We start from the raw sequence: 18,331 nt of genomic DNA, 5'->3' as shown, positions 1-18,331 counted from the left end.
GCATGATCGATGCGGATGGTGGCGGCGGGACGGGGCACACTGCTCGGCGTGGTGACGACTCTGACGATCGACTGCGGTGGGGGCGGGATCAAGGCGTCCGTGCTGGACGCCGCGGGGACCATGCGGGCACGACCACTGCGGGTCCCGACCCCGTACCCGCTGGCGCCCGCACTCTTCGTCAAGACACTGCGCGAGCTGGGATCGCGGTTGCCGCCGGCGGACCGCCTCACGGTCGGCATGCCGGGCATGATCCGGCACGGGGTCGTGGTCGCCACCCCGCACTACGTCACCCGGTCCGGCCCGCGCAGCCGGGTGGACCCCGACCTGGTCGCCGAGTGGTCCGGGTACGACGCGCGCAGCGCCCTCGCCGACGCCTTCGGCGTACCGGCCCTGGTGCTCAACGACGCCGAGGTGCACGGCGCCGGGGTGGTCGCCGGGACCGGATGCGAACTGGTCCTGACCCTCGGCACCGGTCTGGGCAGCGCGCTCTTCGACGGCGGGGTGCTCGCACCGCACCTGGAGCTGTCCCACGCCCCGGTCCGCTGGGGCACCACCTACGACACGTACGTCGGCGAGGTGGAGCGGCGCCGGCTCGGGGACGCCTTCTGGTCCCGGCGGGTCCGGCAGGTGGTGGAGGGCCTCCGTCCGGTGTTCCGGTGGGACCGGCTCTACCTGGGCGGGGGCAACTCCCGGCTGATCCGCCCCGAGCAGCTGGCGCGGATGGGCGACGACGTGGTGGTGGTGCCGAACACGGCGGGCATCGTCGGCGGCGTACGCGCCTGGGATCTCGCCGGCGCACGCTCCACCTGAGCGGCGCAATTCCCACCCGGGAACAGTCGCGGGACGGCCGGCGTTGTGCCAGCGTCGGGGAATGACGTGACACGAGGGGGTGGGTCGAATGGATCTTCTGGCCGAGTACCGGCGGGCGACCTTGTTCTTCGAAGCCGGTGACCCGACCGGAGCGGCCCGGCTGCTCGAGCCGATCGTCGAGGTCGAGCCCGGCAACGCCGCCGTGCGGCAACTGCTGGCCCGGGCGTACTTCCAGTCGGCCCAGCTCAACCGGGCCGAGGAGCAGCTCCGCGAGCTGGTCGACCGGGACCCGAGCGACCACTACGCCCACCACGTGCTGGGCCGGACGCTGGAGCGGCTGAACCGGCCGGCGGACGCGCTGCGGCACCTGCGCATCGCGGCGGCGATGCACCACGAGAACGACGACTACCAGGCGGCGCTGCGCCGGGTGGAGACCCGGGTCGGCCGCTGAACGCGAGCACGAGGGGGGCAGCCGCTGACCGGGCTGCCCCCTCGTGCCGTGCCTGCCGGCGGCGCCGATCAGGTCGGCAGGCGGTAGACGGACACGTGGGACCGGGAGTCCGCGTCGAACTCCGCCCCGGCCCAGTCGGCGTGCCGGCTCTCCAGCTCGAACCCGGCGAGCTGGGCCATCAGGTCCAGCTCCGCCGGCCAGATGTAGCGGTGCGGGCTGAAGAACACCTGTGCCCGGCCGTCCGCCTCGTACCGGACGTGGTGCGAGACGGCCCGCTGGTGCAGGACGTCGTACGTGTCCAGGGCGATGTAGCCCGGTTCGTAGTGCCAGACGGTGGCCGGTTGGCCGGGCGGGAGCTTGCGCAGCTCCGGCACCCACAGTTCGATCACGAACCGGCCGCCGGGCGCGAGGTGGCGGGCCGCGTTGCGGAAGCAGGCGACCTGCTCGGCCTGGGTCTGCAGGTTCGAGATCGTGTTGTAGACGAGGTAGACCAGGGCGTACGTGCCGGGGGCGGTGGCCACGGCCATGTCGCCCCGGACCACCGGGATCGTCGCCTCGTCCGCCTTCGTCCGCAGCTGGTCGATCATCGGGCCGGACAGTTCGATGCCGGTGACGGGCACGCCCCGCTCGGCGAGCGGGACCGCGACCCGGCCGGTGCCGATGGCGAACTCGAGGGCCCGGCCGCCGGCCGCGAGCGCGGCGAGCCGGTTGACGGTGGGTTCCAGCACCTCGGGTGCGAACATGCCGGTGCCCGGGGTGTCGTAGCGCCGCGCCGCGTCGGCGTTCCAGAGGTCCTCCTGTCGCATCCCCCGACGGTCGCGACCGGCGGCGACGCTGTCCACTGATTTCGGGGCGCCCGCCGACCTACGATGGGCAGCCATGGAACCCGACCCGGCGGAGGCCCGGCCGTGAAGCTCAAGCTGGACCTGCACGACATCTACAACAAGGGCACCGACATCGAACGGGCCCTGCGCGGGATCATGGACGAGGCGGTGGCGAAGAAGGCCACCCTGGTGGAGATCATCCCGGGTAAGGGTTCCGGGCAGCTCAAGAAGCGGGTGCTGCGTTTCCTCGATCAGAAGGACGTGAAGGCGCTCTACCACCGGGTCGAGAAGGACTCGAAGAACTTCGGCCGGCTCTTCGTGCACTTTCGCTGGAAGTAGTGCCGACGCCGCCGCGTCGTCGGCCGACGGGGTGGGGCAGGTTGCCGCGCTCGGGCTCTCGTCCGGCCGGCGACCTGCTGGTACGGTCGCCAGGTGATCGTCGAGGAACACTGGTGGAACGGGGACACGACGGCGCGCGGTCGTCGCGATGTCTACATCCGCACCGACGGCCAGCGCTGGGAGGTGCAGGCGCAGATCGGTGGCGACAGCGGCCGCTCGAAGGTGCTGGAGTGCTTCAGCCGTAGCTCAGCCAGCATCCTCGCCGGGGCGTGGCGCGGTGCCAGCCCGGGGTGGCGCGAACTGCTTCACTGACCACGCCCCCCGGGGCAGCCTCCCGCAGGGCCGGGTCACACCGGGTACGTGCGGGCCACCGCGAGCATCTCCGAGCTGTGCGAACCGACCACCCCGACGTCCGGCGGTCGGGGGCGGAAGCCGGGCAGCGCGTCCAGGCCGTCGCTGGCGTCCATCGCCCGGAGCGCCACCTGACCCGCCCGGGGCGTCACCGTCAGCGTCACCTCGATGCCCTCGGCCGGCGGTGCGTGGAAGACGACGCCGAAGCCCCAGCGGCCCTCGCGCGGCTCGACCGGAACCGACCGGCCGGCGACCTCGGCGCGGAGCACCGTCGCCGTGCCGGTGTCCACGTGCAGGGCGGCCAGCCGGACCGGGCGCTGCGGGGTGAGCCGCAGCCGGAGCGTGCGCTCGGTGCCGGCGGTGGTGTCGGCGAGCACGTCCACCTTCGGCGCGGGCAGGTCGGCGGCCTGCGCCGGACCGGTCAGCAACTCCTCGTCCCCGAAGAGCGGGAACTCGTCGCCGACCGTGACGCGGTCTCCGGTCACGTAGCCGTCCGTCCACGGCTGCGGCTCGGTCTCGTGGCTGAGCCAGCGGGCCTGGCCGGTGCCGGCGTCCAGCGCGTACATCAGGTGGGTCGGCACGGGGTGCGCCGCGTCGAACCGGTCGACGGCGAGCCCGATCCCGGCGAACACCACCGCCGCCAGGGTCGCCGCGGCGGCCGGCAGCGCGCCCAGCCGGCGGGCCCGGAGGGCGACCAGCCCGCGCTGCCCGCCGGCGCGCGGGTGCAGCAGGTCGACCACCGGCAGCACGGCCAGGCCGAGCAGCACCGCGACGAGCGCGGCCACGCCGCCCATCGTCATGCCGAGGGCGGGGAAGAGCAGCACGACGGTGGGCAGCAGGATCACCACGCCCACCGCGCCGGCCAGGGTCACCGCGACCACCGGCCACGGACCGTCGATCCGGGTGGCCAGCGCCACCAGCCCGGCGAGCGCGCCGGCCAGCGCCGGCAGGGTCGCGAGGTACGCCCCGCCGGGCACCAGCACCGCGAGCAGCACCCCGAGCAGGGCCAGCCAGCCCAGCGCGCCGATGGTGAGCGCGGCCGGGCCGACCCGGCGGCGGGTCAGCGCGTACCAGGTGAGCAGGACGGCGGCGGCGAGCGCCACGACGGCGAGCCGGTACCAGGTGGGCCGGTACGGGTCGAGCAGTTCGGCGTAGCCGGGGCGCAGCGCGGTGATCCCCGCCCAGAGCAGGGTCGCGGCGACCGGCGCGACCACCAGCGGCACCAGCCCCAGCCCGAATCCGGCGGCCAGCCGGCCGGTGCTGACCCGGCCCCGACGCCGGGCGAGCCAGCCGAGCGCGACCACGCCGGCGAGCGCGGCCAGGGCCAGCGGCAGCACCAGCCAGCCCGGGTAGCGGACCAGCCCGCCGGGCACGGGGAAGTAGGTGGCGTCCTGCCCGGTGTCGAGCGTGGCCAGGTCGAGCCGGCCGAACTCGCGGGCCAGGGCGAGGGTGTTGTCGCCGTGGTGCTGCAGGCTCGCCCGGTTCATCGCGGCGGGCGTGTCCAGCGGGGTGTGGTAGATCGCGCCGCCGTCGATGTACGCCGAGTTGAGCCCGACGAAGCCGGGCTGGTCGAGGAACGCCGTGAAGTCGGTGTCGTTGGGCAGGGCCCGGTAGATCTCGACCGCGAACGAGGTCCCCACCGGGTGCGGTGCCGCCCGGCCGAAGGCGTCGACGAGAGCCGCGTTCCGCTCGGACGTCTCGAACATGATCACCGGCCCGGTCGAGCCCCGGGCCTCCAGGTTGAGCACGACACCGCCGTCCGCCGCGAGCGGGTGGCCGGCGGCGAACGCGGACGCGCCGCACAGGCAGGCCTCCTCCGCGTCGGTGAGCACGAAGACCACGTCGTTGCGGGGGCGCGGGCCGGTGGTGAGCGCCCGGGCCACCTCCAGGATCGTCGAGGTGCCGGCGGCGTCGTCGTTGCCGCCGGGCCCGGACTGCACGGAGTCGTAGTGGGCGACGAGGAAGACCTTCCCGGTCGGGTCGGTGCCGGGGAGCCGGGCCACCACGTTGCGGACGCGGGCCAGCGTGGCGCCTCCGGCGGCGCCGCTGAGCTGGCCCGCCTCCGGGGCGACCGCGTCCTGCACCTCGGTCTCCAGGCCGAGACCGCGCAGCACGCCGAGCAGGTGCTCGCGGACCTGGTCGTTGGCCGGGCTGCCGGCCACGTGGGTGCGGGCGGCGACGACCTTGACGTGCTCGTACGCCCGGGCGGCGCTGAACTCCGCGGCCGGCGCGTCGGCCGGGCGTGGTGCGGGCGGGCGCAGGTCGATCAGGGCGGCGGCGCCCACGGCGACGAGCGCGGCCAGCGCGGCCACGGCGGCCAGGCGACGCCGGCGGGGACGGGCCAGCGCCCGGTCGGCGGCGCGGACGAGCGGCGGCCCACCGGCGGTGGCGCGCTTCCTGGTCGGGAGGGAGGGGACGCCCACGGGGACTCCTCGGGGATGGGGGTGGGACCATCCTGCACCCCGGCCCCGGGTGGCGGGACTCCCGGTACGGGTGATCGGGCCTTCCCGGTGCCGGATTCGTCCGCTCTGTCCCTTCCTCGCGGGTGATCGGCGGCATCGGCGGCCGAGCCGAGCCCGTCGTGTTGTGTGCGAGCGTTGTCTAATACAGGATCAGCAGGGCACTCGGAAGGAGCCCGACATCACCAGCGATCTCCCGCGTCTCGCGGCGGTGACCCGGCCGCACCGGGGGACCGGCCTGGCCGGTCGGTCCGTCGTGCCCCGGGCCGACGCGCTCGGCGGTCTCGGGCACCATGCCAGCGTGCCGCCCGGCGAGCGGCTGCGGGTTCTGCTGGTCGAGGACGACGAGGGTGACGCCTTCCTGGTCGGCGAGCTGCTCGCCGAGACCAACTCGGGCATCGACCTGCTGGTGGCCGCCAGTCTCAGCGAGGCCCGCCAGCGGGTGATGGGCGTCGACTGCGTCCTGCTCGACCTCGGGCTGCCCGACGCACAGGGCATCGACGGCCTGCGCCAGGTGCTGGAGATGACCAGCGGAGCCGCGGTCTGCGTGCTCACCGGCCGGTCCGACGAGCACCTCGGCATCGTCGCGGTGGCCGAGGGCGCACAGGACTACCTGGTCAAGGGCCAGGTCGACGGGGTGCTGCTGACCCGTGCGCTGCGGTACGCGGTCGAGCGCAAGCGCGCCGACGAGAACGCCCGCCGGCTGCGTGAGGTGGAGCTGCGCCAGGCCGAGTCGGCGCGCCTGGAGCGTGGCCTGCTGCCCCAGCCGTTGATGACCACCGACCAGGTGGCGGTGCACACCTTCTACCGGCCCGGCCGGCACGCGGCGCTCATCGGCGGCGACTTCTTCGACGTGGTGCAGACCAGCCCCGACCGGGTCGACCTGATCGTCGGTGACGTCTGCGGGCACGGGGTGGACGAGGCCGCGCTCGGGGTCGAGCTGCGGGTGGCCTGGCGTGCGCTGGTCCTCGCCGGGGTGCCGGACGACGAGGTCCTGCCGGCGCTGGAGCAGGTGCTGATGAGCGAACGCCGGCTCCAGGAGATTTTCGCGACCGTCGCCACCGTCCGGCTGCACCTGGCCGCCAACCGGGCCACCGTCCGGCTGGCCGGGCACCCGCCGCCGCTGTTGCTCACCGGCGGGCGCGTCGCGCCCGTTCCGGCGCCCGGCGGGCTGCTGCTCGGCGTGCGTCCGCGCCGCCCCGTCGCGTACGACCTGGAGTTCGACACCGAGGACTGGTCCCTGCTGATGTACACCGACGGCCTGATCGAGGGACGCGTGGGCGAGGGCGACGAGCGGCTGGACGTGGACGGCCTGGTGGGCCTGCTCGCCGACCCGGCCGCGACCGGGGTGACCCTGCCCGCGCTGCCGGCCTGGCTGGTCGGCAGCGCCGAGCAGCTCAACGGCGGTCCGCTGGCCGACGACGTCGCCATGCTGCTGGTGAGTCGCGGCGGTGGCCGGTGAGGACAAGAGACCACGGCTGGACCCTGCGCCGCCGGGTGGTGGCGTTGCTCGCCGTCGTCGGCGTGCTGCTGAGCATCCTCGTCGCCGCCGTCATCGCGGTGGCGGCACAGAACCGTGAGTACACCCACGAGGTGCTGGACCGCTGGGGCCCGGCGCGCGCCCAGTCCCAGGAGCTGCTCGCGGTCCTGGTCAACCAGGAGACCGCCGTCCGCGGCTACGCCGTGACCGCCGACCCGGAGAACCTCGCGCCCTACGCTGCCAGCCTGGAGCGCGAGCAGGACCTCGTCCGGGACATGCGGGCACTGCTCGAGCCCTACCCGGCACTCGAGCGGCAGCTCGGCGAGGTCGAGGCGCGGGCCGCCGAGTGGCGCCGGACCGTCGCCGACCCGGTCATCGCGGCGACCCGCGACGAGGGCACGGCGGCCGGCCAGGCGTTGATCGGCGAACAGACCCGGCAGCTCTTCGACGCGATCCGCATCTCCGTCGCCCTCCTCCAGCAGGGCATCCTCGCCGAGCGCGAGGTGGGGGCCGACAACATCTACCGCACCAGCACGATGCTTGTCGTCCTGCTGATCGTGGCGGCGCTGGTGGTGGTGGTCGCCGGTGCGGTGCTGCTGGTCTCGTTGGACCGGATCGTGATCCGGCCGCTGACCGACGTCGCCGGGCAGGTGCGCGAGGTCGCCGAGGGCGACTACCGGCACCGGATCTCCGGCTCCGGCCCGCCGGAGTTCGTCGGGCTCGCCAGCGACGTCGACGCGATGCGGCTGAAGATCGCCCGGGATCTCGACGAGGTACGCGAGGCCCGCGAGCGGATCGAGTGGGTCAACAGCCAGCTCCAGAAGCAGGCCGAGGAGCTGACCCGCTCCAACCGCGACCTGGAGCAGTTCGCCTACGTCGCCTCGCACGACCTGCAGGAGCCGCTGCGCAAGGTGGCGAGTTTCTGCCAGTTGCTCCAGCGCCGGTACGCGGGCCAGCTGGACGAGCGCGCCGACCAGTACATCGCCTTCGCGGTGGACGGGGCGCAGCGCATGCAGCGCCTCATCAACGACCTGCTCGCCTTCTCCCGGATCGGACGTCTCACCGTCGGTTTCACCGAGGTCGACCTGAACAAGGTGATGGGTGACGTGGCGGGGCAGACCGAGGCCGCCCGCCAGTACGCCGACGCGGAGCTGACCTGGGGCGAGCTGCCGGTGATCCGGGGCGAGGAGCCGCTGCTGACGAACCTGCTCGCCAACCTGGTCAGCAACTCGGTGAAGTTCCGCCGGCCGGACGTGCCGCCCAAGGTGCACGTGTCGGCCCGGCTGGTCGGCGACGAGTGGGAGATCAGCTGTCAGGACAACGGCATCGGGATCGAGCCGGAGTTCGCCGACAAGATCTTCGTCATCTTCCAGCGGCTGCACGCGAAGGACGCGTACCCGGGCACCGGCATCGGGCTGGCCATCGTCAAGAAGATCGTCGAGTACCACGGCGGCCGCGTCTGGGTGGACACCAGCGTCCCGGAGGGGACGGCGATCCGCTTCACGCTGCCCGCGCTGCCCGAGGACGTCGAGACTGCGGAGTGCGTGGCGGAGGGCGACGGGACCGTGGCGCCGGCCGGGGAAACTGCGCCGGCCGGCGCGGACGAGCCGGGAGCCACGCACAGCGGGGCCGGCGACGGCGACGGAGGCCGGACGGATGGCGTGGACGGCCCCGGCGGGGCGCCGGGAGACGGTAGAACGGGTGACATGAGGGAGACGGTGGGATGACCGCACCGGCGGACGGCAACAGCCCGATCGAGGTTCTGCTGGTCGAGGACGACCCGGGCGACGTGCTGATGACCCAGGAGGCGTTCGAGGAGCACAAGCTCCGCAACCGCCTCACGGTGGTGTCCGACGGTGCCGAGGCTCTGGCGTACCTGCGGCGCGAGGGCCCGTACAGCGACGCGGTGCTGCCGGACCTGATCCTGCTCGACCTGAACCTGCCCCGCCGGGACGGGCGGGAGGTCCTCGAGGAGATAAAGAAGGACGAGGAGCTCTGCCGGATCCCCGTCGTGGTCCTCACCACCTCCCAGGCCGACGAGGACATCCTGCGCAGCTACCAGCTGCACGCCAACGCGTACGTGACCAAGCCGGTGGACTTCGAGCGGTTCATCTCGGTGGTGCGGCAGATCGACGAGTTCTTCGTCAGCGTGGTCAAGCTGCCGCCGCGTGGCTGACACCCTGCTCGACGACGTCGGTGAGCTCCTGCGCGAGGCGGCCGACCAGGCTGTGCTGCCGCTGTTCCGCAAGCTCGACGACGCCGACATCGCGGAGAAGGCCCCCGGTGACCTCGTCACGGTGGCCGACCGGCAGGCCGAGGAGCTGATCTCGGCCGGCCTGCGCCGGTTGCGGCCCGGGTCGGTGGTGGTCGGCGAGGAGGCGGTCGCCGACGACCCGGCGCTGCTGCGGCACCTGCGGCAGCCGGGCGACGTGTGGCTGGTGGACCCGGTCGACGGCACCGCCAACTTCGCCGCCGGCCGCCGGCCGTTCGCGTTGATGGTCGCGTTGCTGACCGACGGGCAGCCGGTCGGCGCGTGGGTGTTCGACCCGCTGGCCGACACCATGGCGGTCGCGCTGGCGGGCGAGGGGACGTACGTCGACGGGCGCCCGGTGCGGACGACCGTGCCCGCCGGGGCCGGTGGGCTGCGCGGCGCCGCCATGTCGCGCTTCCTGCCCCCGGCCGCGCGAAGCCGGGTGGAGGCCGGGGGCGAGCGGCTGGGTGAGCTGCTACCCGGCCAGCACTGCGCCGGACGGGAGTACCTGGACGTGCTCACCGGCGAGCAGCAGTTCGTGCTCTTCTGGCGCACCCTGCCGTGGGACCACGCGCCGGGCACCCTCCTGGTGCGGGCGGCCGGGGGAGTCGCCCGGCGGTTCGACGGCACCGACTACCACCCCGCCGACGAGGGCGAGGGCCTGCTCGTCGCGGCGAGCGAGCGGGTCTGGACGGAGGTCCGGGACGCGTTGCTCGGCGGAGCGTGACCGCCGCCGCGACGGAGCGTCGATGTTCGATGGTCCGCCGGGTCGGGAGCCTGGTCAGGGGCGGCCGGTCCGGTATCGTGTCCGGCGGTCTCCGCCAGCAGGCCGCCGCCCGGCGCCGGCGGGGCCGCCGCCGCGCAGTGGCAACCACGGGGGCCGGCGGATGACGGAAGGATGCACCGTGCGTACGACCCTGCCCCGCGGGCGTCGCGGCCCGCTTGTCGCACTCCTCGCCGCCGTCGTGGTGCTCCTCGGCGCGGTGCCCGCGTACGCGGAGCCCAACGAGGGTGGCACCAAGAAGCTGCGGGACGCGCTGACGGCCGCCGCCAAGGCGCACATCGAGGCGACGGCCAAGCTGGACAACTCCAAGCGCCGGCAGAAGGCGTTGACGGCGGAGATGCAGGCCATCGAGGTACGCATGGTGAGCCTGACCGCGCAGGTGGGCGAGGTGGCCGCGCAGTCGTACCGGCTGGGCCGGCTCACCTCGGCGGCCATGCTGCTGGAGAGCACCTCACCGGACGTGTTCCTGGAGCGGGTCGCGAGCCTGGACACGATGGCCCAGCGGGACGGCCGGAAGGTCCGCGAGCTGACCGAGGCCCGGCAGGCGGCGAACGAGGCCAGGATCGCGCTCGACACCGAGGTGCGCGAGCAGCAGAAGCAGGTCGCCGTGCTGGCGAAGAACAAGAAGGCGGCGGAGGCGGCGCTCGCCGCGGTCAGCTCGGGCGGCGGCTCCGGGTTCGGCAGCCTGGCGGCCAGCGCCAAACCGGCTCCGCGCAACTCGGACGGCTCCTGGCCGTCGGAGTCCTGCTCGGTGGACGACCCGACCACCTCCGGCTGCATCTCGCCGCGGACGTTCCACATGCTCAAGCAGTCCCAGGCGGCCGGCTTCAAGCGGCACGTCTCCTGCTTCCGCAGCGGCGGTGACGGTGAGCACCCGAAGGGGAAGGCCTGCGACTTCTCGGCCGCCCCGGGCGGGTTCGAGAACGTCTCGGCGACCGGCGGGGACAAGGCGTACGGCGACAAGCTGGCGGCGTACCTGAAGAGCAACGCGAGCCGGCTGGGTGTGATGTACGTGATCTGGTACCGGCAGATCTGGATGCCGAACACCGGCTGGCGGGCGTACAGCGGTGGCGGCAGTCCGGCCGCCGACCACACAAACCATGTTCACGTTTCGATGTACTGACCCGGGCGATCAGTTTCGCTGCGTACCATCGCGCGGGTGAACCCTGCATCCTCCGACGTCACGGTCCCGCCGGCCCGGCCCGTACCGGCGTCCGGGCGGGCCCTGCCCAACGGGCTCGCCGCGTTCCTGGTCTTCTTCTCCAGCGGCGCGGTCCTGGTGCTGGAGACCGCCGCGCTGCGCCTGGTCGGCCCGTACGTCGGGGTGACCCTCCAGGTGACCAGTTCGGTCATCGGCATCGCGCTGGCCGCCATCGCGTACGGGGCGTGGGCCGGCGGGTGGCTGGCCGACCGGCGGGACCCGCGTACCCTGCTGGCCCCGGCGCTGGTGCTGGCCGGCATCGCCACGGCGGTGACCCTGCCCGCCGTCCGGTACGCCGGTGAGGTGCTGCGCGGGGGCGCCGCCTCCGCGATCCTCCTGCTCGTGGCGCTGGCCGTGTTCGTGCCGGCGATGCTGCTGTCGGCGGTCACCCCGATGGTGGTCAAGCTGCAGCTCGCCGACCTGCGCCGGACCGGCCAGGTGGTCGGCCGGCTCTCCTCGATCGGCACCCTGGGCGCGGTCACGGCCACCCTGGTCACCGGGTTCGTGCTGGTGGCTGCGCTGCCCAGCACGGTGATCCTGCTGGGCCTGGCGGTGTCCCTCGGCGTCACCGGGCTGGCCCTCGGCGTGTGGCTGCGCCGCACCGCCGGCTCCCAGCTGACCGGGCCGGCGCGGGTCAGCGCGAGCCTGGCGGTGCTCGGGCTGCTCGGCGCCGGTCTGACCACCGTCGCACCGGACCCGTGCGACATCGAGACGGCCTACCACTGCGCCCGCATCGAGGCCGACCCGGGCCGGGACGGCGGGCGCACCCTGCTGCTCAACTCCGCGGAGCACTCGTACGTGGACCTGACCGACCCGACCCACCTGGAGTACGCGTACACGAAGTGGATCGGGGCGGTCGCCGACGTGGCGGCGCCGGCCGGGCAACGGCTGGACGCGCTGCACCTCGGCGGGGGCGGGTTCACCGTGCCCCGGTACCTGACCGCCACCCGGCCGGGCACCGACAACGTGGTGTTCGAGATCGACGGTGGGCTTGTCGAGCTGGGCGAGGAGAAGCTCGGCGTACGCCAGGGGCCGGACCTTCGCGCGGTGGTGGGTGACGCCCGGATGCTCGTCGCCGACGAGCCGTCGGACAGCCGCGACCTGGTGGTGGGGGACGCGTTCGGGCATCTCGTGGTGCCGTGGCACCTGGCCACCCGCGAGATGGCCGCCGAGGTCCGCCGGGTCGTGCGCCCCGGCGGCGTGTACGTGCAGAACGTGATCGACTACCCGCCGATGCGGTTCATCCGCAGCGAGGTGGCCACGGTGGCCGCCGAGTTCCGGCACGTCGCCCTGATCGCCCCGCCCGCCGCGCTCGCCGGCGAGCAGGGCTCGAACTTCCTGATCGTCGCCTCGGACGCGCCGCTGCCGCTGGACGCCGTCCGGGGCCGGCTCGACCAGGTGGACCCGGGGGTCGCCCTGCTGAGCGACCAGGCGCTGGCCGGGTTCGTCGCGGACGCGCTGGTGCTGACCGACGACTACGCGCCGACGGACCAACTGCTCGCGACCGCCTGATCGGGTGACATCGAGCCGCGAATCCGGTTCGGCAGGTGTAGGGCGGGCGGTCCGGGGCAACAACGAACCCCATGGGTGGAGAGATCCGCGACGGCGCACAACTGCTCGGTGACCGGTACCGGCTGATCGAACAGCTCGGTGCCGGTGGCATGTCCGTGGTCTGGCGTGGCTACGACGAGGTGCTCGGGCGTCAGGTGGCGGTGAAGGTCCTCGCCTCCCGGCTCGCCAGCGACCGCGCCTTCCGGCACCGGATCCGGATCGAGGCGCAGGCCGCGGCGCGGCTCTGCCACCCCAACATCACGAACGTGTACGACTACGGCGAGTCCGAGCAGGTCGGGCTCACCGTGCCGTACGTGGTCATGGAGCTGATCGACGGTGAGTCGCTGACCGGGCGGCTGCGCCGCGGAGAGCTGCCCTGGCGGGAGGCGGTGACGATCGGCGCGGAGGTCACCTCGGCGCTGGCCACCGCGCACTCGCGGGGTGTGGTGCACCGGGACGTGACCCCGGGCAACATCATGCTGACCGCGACCGGCGTGAAGGTGGTCGACTTCGGCATCTCGGCGCTGGTTGGGGAGAAGGAGAAGGGCCCGGACGGCGCGCTGCTCGGCACGCCCGCGTACCTGGCCCCGGAGCGGCTGGACAACGGCGAGGTCTCGCCGGCGACCGACGTGTACGCGGTGGGACTGCTCCTCTACCGGATGCTCACCGGGCGGCTGCCGTGGCGGGCCGAGACCACCACGCAGATGCTGCGCGCGCACATGTACAACGACCCGGACCCGATGCCGCCGGTTCCGGGACTCCCCGAGGGCGTCGCCGACCTGGTGCGCCGCTGCCTCGCGAAGCGCCCCGGCGACCGGCCGAGCACCACCGAGGTCGCACGTACCCTGGCCACCGCCGCGGGGATGATCCCGGCGGTGCCGGTGTCGCCCGCGCCGGACGGCGGGGAAGACCCGACGACGGTGGCGAACCTCGGCACCACGATCCTGCCCTGGTCGGCGGCGACGGACGCGTTGCCCTTCTCGCGGACCCGGAACCGCCGGGCGGTGGCCCGGCGTCGGCGGGTGGAGGCCGGGGTGGCCGCCGCCGGGCTGGTCGCGGTGACGGCCGCGCTGTGGGGGGTGACCGCACGCACCCCGGCCAGCGGTGACGTCGAACAGCCGACCGAGGCACGGATGGGCGCGGCGGAGAAGCTGTCCTGCGAGGTCGCGTACGCGCTGCGCACCGACACCGGCAAGGACTTCTCGGCCGAGGTGAAGCTGACCAACACGGGCCGCCGGGAGCTGCGCGACTGGCAGCTCACGTTCGCGTTCCCGGGCCAGCAGACGGTGACGAAGGCGGCACCGGCGCCGGTGCGCCAGGAGGGCCGGACGGTGCATGTGCGGCCGGTGCCGGCACGGCCCGCGCTGGCGCCGGGCGGGACCGAGACGTTCACGCTGAACGGGCGGCACGCCGGGGTCAACCCGCTGCCGGTGGAGTTCCGCATCGCCGACGAGCTGTGCGGGGTCCAGGTGAGCGGGGTGGCGGGGACGGCGCCGAGCACCGCACCCGCCACGAAGGCGCCCGTCGCGAAGGCGCCGCCGAAGAAGGCACCGGCGAAGGCCGGCCCCGCTGCCAAGGTCAAGAAGGACGACGACAAGGGAAAGGGCAAGGGGGGTGGCGCAAAAAAAGGGGAGGAAAGGGACGAGGACGATGACGACGACGATGACGACTGAGCATCGGGCGCTCAGCTGAGCGCGGCGAACTGCTGAACCTTGTCGATGCTGCCCTCCACGATCAGCATGCTCCCCGGCACCGCCACGGTGTCGTCGGTGGCGTACCGGAACTCTTCGTTCGGGAGCCGGACCCCGACCACCCGGACGCCGTAGCGGTCGGCCGGTCGCAGTTCGGCGAGCGGCCGCCCGGTCATGCTCTGCGGGGCGAGCACCTTGGCGATCGCGAAGTCGTCACCGAACTCGATGAAGTCGAGCATCTTGCTGACGATCAGGTGGGCCACCCGCTCACCGGCCTCCCGCTCGGGAAAGATCACGTGATGGGAGCCGACCGACGAGAGGATCTTGGCGTGTCGGCTCGACGTCGCCCGGGCCCAGATCTGTGGCACGCCCATCTCGACAAGCGCCAGGACGGTCAGCACGCTTGCCTCCACCGAGTCGCCGATCGCCACCACCGCCCGCTCGATGTCGGCGACGCCGAGCTGCTGGAGGACGCCCTCCTGGGTGGCGTCGGCCTGTACGACCCGGTCGAGCTGGGCCGACCAGCGCTGCACCGGGGCCGCGTCCCGGTCGATCGCCAGCACCTGGTTCTTCTGCCGGACCAGCGAGCCGGCCAGGTGGGATCCGAACCGGCCCAGCCCGATCACGACGATGCCGCTGCGTTCCTCGCTCCTAGCCGACAATGGGTTGCTCCTCCGGGTATCGGTAGAGCCGCCGCCGGGTGTTCAGGGCGAGCGCCGACCCGAGGGTCAGCGGCCCGACGCGGCCGATGTACATGAGGACGATGAGCGCGAGCTGCGCGCTGTCGGGCAGTTCGGCCGCGACGCCGAGCGACAGCCCGGTGGTGGTGAAGGCGGAGGTCACCTCGAACAACGCGGCGTGGTAGGGGACTCCCTCGGTCAGCAGGATCAGCGCCACCGTGCCGGCGACGACCAGCGCGACGCCGAGCAGCGCCACCGTGAGCGCCTGACGCTGGCTGGCGGTGGCCACGCGGCGGTGACCGATCGTGACGTCCGGTTCGCCCCGCAGCTCGGCCCAGATGACGAAGGCCAGCAGGAAGAACGTGCTGACCTTGATGCCGCCGGCGGTGCTGGCGCTGCCGCCACCGATGAACATCAAGGCGATGATGATCGGTACGCTCTCCTCGTCGAGCGCGTCGATGTCGACCACGTTGAAGCCGCCGGTGCGGATGAACGCGTTCTGGGTGAACGCGATGAGGATCCTCTCCGGCCAGGAGTGGATGCCGAGCGTGTGCGGGTTGGACCACTCCGCGGCCAACAGGGCGAGGAAGCCGAGCAGCAGCAGGGCCACGCTGCCCCAGACGGTGAGCTTGGTGGCGACCGCCCAGCCGGCGGGGTGCCGCCACTCGCGGACGGCCTCGAAGAGGGCCGGAAAGCCGAGCCCGCCGATGATCGAACCGAGTGCGAGCGGCAGGGTCAACCAGGGATCCGGGGAGAATCCGATCAGGTTGTCGGTGTAGAGGGCGAAGCCGCCGTTGTTGAAGGACTGGACGGCGTGGAAGACGCCGCTCCAGAGCGCCCGGCCGAACGGATAGTCGTAGCGGCCCCACAGCCGCAGGGTCAGGAGCGCGGTGATGACCGCCTCGCAGATCAGCGAGGTGGCGGCGATCCGCACCAGCAGGCGCCGGACGTCGCCGAGGCCGAACTCGGCGGTCTCGGCCTGCACGAGCAGCCGGTTGCGCAGCCCGAGCCGCCGGGCGACCGCCAGGATGACCAGGGTCGCGCCGGTCAGGATGCCGAGCCCGCCGATCTGGGTGAGCACGGTGATCATCGCCAGGCCGAACCCGGTCCAGTAGTTCGGGGTGTCCACCACGGCCAGGCCGGTCACCGAGACCGCCGAGGTGGCGGTGAAGAGCGCGGTCATGAACGGGGTGTAGCGCTGCTGGCTGGTCGCGGCCGGCAGCATCAGCACGACGGTGCCGAGCAGGATCGCCACGGCGAACCCGATCGGCACCAGCCGGACGGGGCGACGATGCAGCCAGCGCACCAGACAATCTTCCGGTTTCGCCCGCTCTGCGGAGACGGAAACGGCATCCGGAGGGTTCATCCGCCGGCCAGCCGCCGACCATCCCGCCGTCAACGTCGCCGGTTCTGCTGAGGCCGTTGTCCACGACGAACGACAGGAGACGGCGTTGCGACGCACCCTTTCCGCCCTCGGGCTGGCCTGCGCCCTGCTCACGGCCGCGGTGGCCGTACCGACCGTGACCGCCTCCGCCGCCCCCGGCGTCGACCGGTCCCGGGCGGACGACCGCCCGATCGTCATCGGTCACCGTGGTGCCAGCGGCTACCGGCCGGAGCACACGCTCGAGGCGTACCGGCTGGCGATCCGGCAGGGCGCCGACTACATCGAGCCGGACCTGGTGGCCACCCGGGACGGTGTGCTTGTCGCCCGGCACGAGAACGAGATCAGCGGTACGACCGACGTGGCGGCCCGGCCGGAGTTCGCCGCCCGGAAGACCACGAAGACCATCGACGGCGTGCGGGTGACCGGCTGGTTCACCGAGGATTTCACGCTCGCCGAGTTGAAGACGCTGCGCGCCGAGGAGCGGCTGCCGCAGGTCCGGGTCGCGAACACGGCCTTCGACGGTCAGTTCGAGGTGCCGACGCTCCAGGAGGTCATCGACCTGGCCCGGCTGGAGGGCAGGGCCCGGGGCCGGGTGATCGGCGTCTACCCGGAGACCAAGCACCCGACCTACTTCGCCTCGATCGGCCTGCCGCTGGAGGAGCCGCTGGTCCGGGTGCTGCGGCGCAACAAGCTGACCCACCGGAACTCGCCGGTCATCATCCAGTCCTTCGAGACCGCGAACCTCCGGAAGCTGGATCGGATGATCGACGTCAAGCTGGCCCAGTTGCTCGACGCCTCCGGCCGCCCGTACGACTTCACCGTCGCCGGCGACGCTCGCACCTACCGTGACCTGGCCACGCCGGCGGGCCTGAAGTGGATCGCCGGGTACGCCGACGGGATCGGGGCCAACAAGAACCTCATCGTCCCGCGCGACGGCGCCGGGAAGCTGCTCGCCCCGACCACCCTGGTCCGCGACGCGCACCGGGCGAAGCTGATCGTGCACGCCTGGACCTTCCGGGCCGAGAACCAGTTCCTTCCCGCGGACTTCCGGATCGGCGCCGACCCGAACGCGCGCGGCGACATCCAGGCCGAGTACGAGCTCTTCTACGGCCTGGGCCTCGACGGCGTCTTCACCGACCACCCGGACACGGCGGTCGCGGCCCGCGCCGGCCTGCCCCGCCGCTGAAAGTTCCGCCCCTCTGTCGGCCCGCCACCCCAGGTTTGGGGTGGCGGGCCGACGCCTTCCTCCATCTCCTGCCTCAAGGCCATCTCGGCATCATGGAAGTCGCGCTATCCCGCCGCCGCGGGCGCCCCGACGTCCATGAAGGCGAGTCGATCAACCGCCGTCAGCCGCGCGCTCGGCCCGGTAATGGCTTGTCATTCCGCACCCGGTGGCATGGAACTCGGTGCCGGAGTCCCAGCCTGACACGAGCATGCGGGCTCCCATGTGCGGTCGAGTGGAGCAATCATGCGCTTTGGAACTGATGTCGTCGGTGGGTCGCCCGGAGTCGTGGTCGGTCGACTACGCGCCGGCGGCGTGGGGTTTCCGGGGCGGCCGGGTGCGGCGATGCCGCAGGCATGCACTTCGCGGAGGCCGTCGCCCCCGTTCGCCGTGGATCGTCGACGGAGTGTGATCTCCTGGCGGCGTCAGCGACCGGGCTGCTCCGCGACGTAGGTTCCCCGGCCGGACTGGCCGATGATCAGTTGGCGGTCATGCAGCAGTGACAGGGCGCGGTACACCGTGCCGGTGCTGACGTTGTACATGTCGGCGAGCTGGCTGGTCGACGGCAGCTTGTCGCCCGGCTTCATCTCGCCGGTCCTGATCTTCTCGCTGATCTCGTCGACGATGCGACGGAATGACGGCTGTGCAGTGGGCATGGTTGGGACTCCGGTTGGTTCGGCATCTCCGATCATGCCCGACTTGCTCTAGCTACTGCAATAAGTTGCCCCTCGACCACGTTCCGGGCTCGACCTGCTGTACCTGCTGTAGTAGGTTGACCGGTGTCCGGCTCCGGTTGGTTCGGCAAGCCTCGGGGTCGGGCCCGAAAGTGGGCTCCGGGGTCGTACCGCCGATG

17 protein-coding genes are annotated in these 18,331 nt (G+C 72.9%); 12 read left to right on the top strand and 5 right to left on the bottom strand.

What is annotated here, in order from left to right:
* Positions 1-48 precede the first annotated feature (48 nt).
* The gene (locus ABTW87_RS21085; protein WP_350652567.1) at positions 49-810 is read left to right on the top strand and encodes an ROK family protein; all 762 of its coding nucleotides are present in this window, start codon (positions 49-51) and stop codon (positions 808-810) included.
* 88 nt (positions 811-898) lie between these two features.
* Positions 899-1,261, top strand: a complete 363-nt coding sequence (locus tag ABTW87_RS21080; protein ID WP_350652566.1) for a tetratricopeptide repeat protein — start codon at positions 899-901, stop codon at positions 1,259-1,261.
* A 68-nt stretch (positions 1,262-1,329) separates the two neighbouring features.
* Here ABTW87_RS21080 and ABTW87_RS21075 read toward each other — a convergent pair whose 3' ends face one another.
* Entirely contained in the window at positions 1,330-2,067 is a 738-nt protein-coding gene (locus ABTW87_RS21075) for a class I SAM-dependent methyltransferase (RefSeq protein ID WP_350652565.1), read from the bottom strand.
* Between the two features lie 102 nt (positions 2,068-2,169).
* Between ABTW87_RS21075 and ABTW87_RS21070 the strand changes: the two genes are divergently transcribed.
* Both ABTW87_RS21070 and ABTW87_RS21065 read left to right on the top strand, forming a co-directional pair.
* On the top strand, positions 2,170-2,424 hold the full coding sequence (locus ABTW87_RS21070) for a Smr/MutS family protein (protein ID WP_350652564.1): 255 nt from the start codon (positions 2,170-2,172) through the stop codon (positions 2,422-2,424).
* 93 nt (positions 2,425-2,517) lie between these two features.
* Positions 2,518-2,736: a hypothetical protein gene (locus ABTW87_RS21065; protein WP_350652563.1), complete on the top strand. Its 219-nt coding sequence runs from the start codon at positions 2,518-2,520 to the stop codon at positions 2,734-2,736.
* 35 nt (positions 2,737-2,771) lie between these two features.
* Here ABTW87_RS21065 and ABTW87_RS21060 read toward each other — a convergent pair whose 3' ends face one another.
* Positions 2,772-5,198 (bottom strand): M28 family peptidase, encoded by a 2,427-nt coding sequence (locus tag ABTW87_RS21060; protein WP_502891623.1) that lies wholly within the window; start codon positions 5,196-5,198, stop codon positions 2,772-2,774.
* Positions 5,199-5,445: 247 nt separating this feature from the next.
* On the opposite strand from ABTW87_RS21060, the gene ABTW87_RS21055 reads away from it, so the two are divergent.
* From ABTW87_RS21055 to ABTW87_RS21025, 7 genes are all read left to right on the top strand, one after another.
* Positions 5,446-6,696 carry a PP2C family protein-serine/threonine phosphatase gene (locus tag ABTW87_RS21055; protein ID WP_350652562.1) on the top strand — a complete coding sequence of 417 codons (1,251 nt, stop codon included), beginning with the start codon at positions 5,446-5,448 and terminating at the stop codon, positions 6,694-6,696.
* Positions 6,693-8,441, top strand: a complete 1,749-nt coding sequence (locus ABTW87_RS21050) for a sensor histidine kinase (protein ID WP_350652561.1) — start codon at positions 6,693-6,695, stop codon at positions 8,439-8,441. Before ABTW87_RS21055 ends, ABTW87_RS21050 begins: the two co-directional genes overlap by 4 nt.
* The gene (locus ABTW87_RS21045; RefSeq protein ID WP_350652559.1) at positions 8,438-8,890 is read left to right on the top strand and encodes a response regulator; all 453 of its coding nucleotides are present in this window, start codon (positions 8,438-8,440) and stop codon (positions 8,888-8,890) included. Before ABTW87_RS21050 ends, ABTW87_RS21045 begins: the two co-directional genes overlap by 4 nt.
* Entirely contained in the window at positions 8,883-9,692 is an 810-nt protein-coding gene (locus ABTW87_RS21040; protein ID WP_350652558.1) for an inositol monophosphatase family protein, read from the top strand. The genes ABTW87_RS21045 and ABTW87_RS21040 overlap by 8 nt, the downstream gene beginning before the upstream one ends.
* 178 nt (positions 9,693-9,870) lie before the next feature.
* Positions 9,871-10,872, top strand: a complete 1,002-nt coding sequence (locus ABTW87_RS21035) for a coiled-coil domain-containing protein (RefSeq protein ID WP_350652556.1) — start codon at positions 9,871-9,873, stop codon at positions 10,870-10,872.
* 36 nt (positions 10,873-10,908) lie between these two features.
* Complete coding sequence (locus ABTW87_RS21030; protein WP_350652554.1) at positions 10,909-12,462, top strand: fused MFS/spermidine synthase; 1,554 nt, start codon at positions 10,909-10,911, stop codon at positions 12,460-12,462.
* 71 nt (positions 12,463-12,533) lie between these two features.
* On the top strand, positions 12,534-14,174 hold the full coding sequence (locus tag ABTW87_RS21025) for a serine/threonine-protein kinase (protein ID WP_350652553.1): 1,641 nt from the start codon (positions 12,534-12,536) through the stop codon (positions 14,172-14,174).
* Positions 14,175-14,185: 11 nt separating this feature from the next.
* On the opposite strand, the gene ABTW87_RS21020 is transcribed toward ABTW87_RS21025, so the two are convergent.
* On the bottom strand, positions 14,186-14,854 hold the full coding sequence (locus ABTW87_RS21020) for a potassium channel family protein (protein WP_350652552.1): 669 nt from the start codon (positions 14,852-14,854) through the stop codon (positions 14,186-14,188).
* A complete protein-coding gene (locus tag ABTW87_RS21015) occupies positions 14,844-16,178 on the bottom strand; it encodes a TrkH family potassium uptake protein (RefSeq protein ID WP_350652551.1) in 1,335 nt (444 codons plus the stop codon). The genes ABTW87_RS21020 and ABTW87_RS21015 overlap by 11 nt, the downstream gene beginning before the upstream one ends.
* 145 nt (positions 16,179-16,323) lie before the next feature.
* On the opposite strand from ABTW87_RS21015, the gene ABTW87_RS21010 reads away from it, so the two are divergent.
* Positions 16,324-17,442, top strand: coding sequence for a glycerophosphodiester phosphodiesterase (locus ABTW87_RS21010; protein ID WP_350652550.1), 1,119 nt, complete (start codon positions 16,324-16,326; stop codon positions 17,440-17,442).
* A 461-nt stretch (positions 17,443-17,903) separates the two neighbouring features.
* Here ABTW87_RS21010 and ABTW87_RS21005 read toward each other — a convergent pair whose 3' ends face one another.
* Positions 17,904-18,134, bottom strand: a complete 231-nt coding sequence (locus ABTW87_RS21005; RefSeq protein ID WP_350652549.1) for a GntR family transcriptional regulator — start codon at positions 18,132-18,134, stop codon at positions 17,904-17,906.
* Positions 18,135-18,331 lie beyond the last annotated feature (197 nt).

This window comes from Micromonospora sp. NPDC126480 (assembly GCF_040302465.1).
Taxonomy (GTDB): Bacteria; Actinomycetota; Actinomycetes; order Mycobacteriales; family Micromonosporaceae; genus Micromonospora.
Note: the sequence above shows the minus strand (reverse complement) of the source record. Positions and strands in the feature narration are given on the sequence as shown.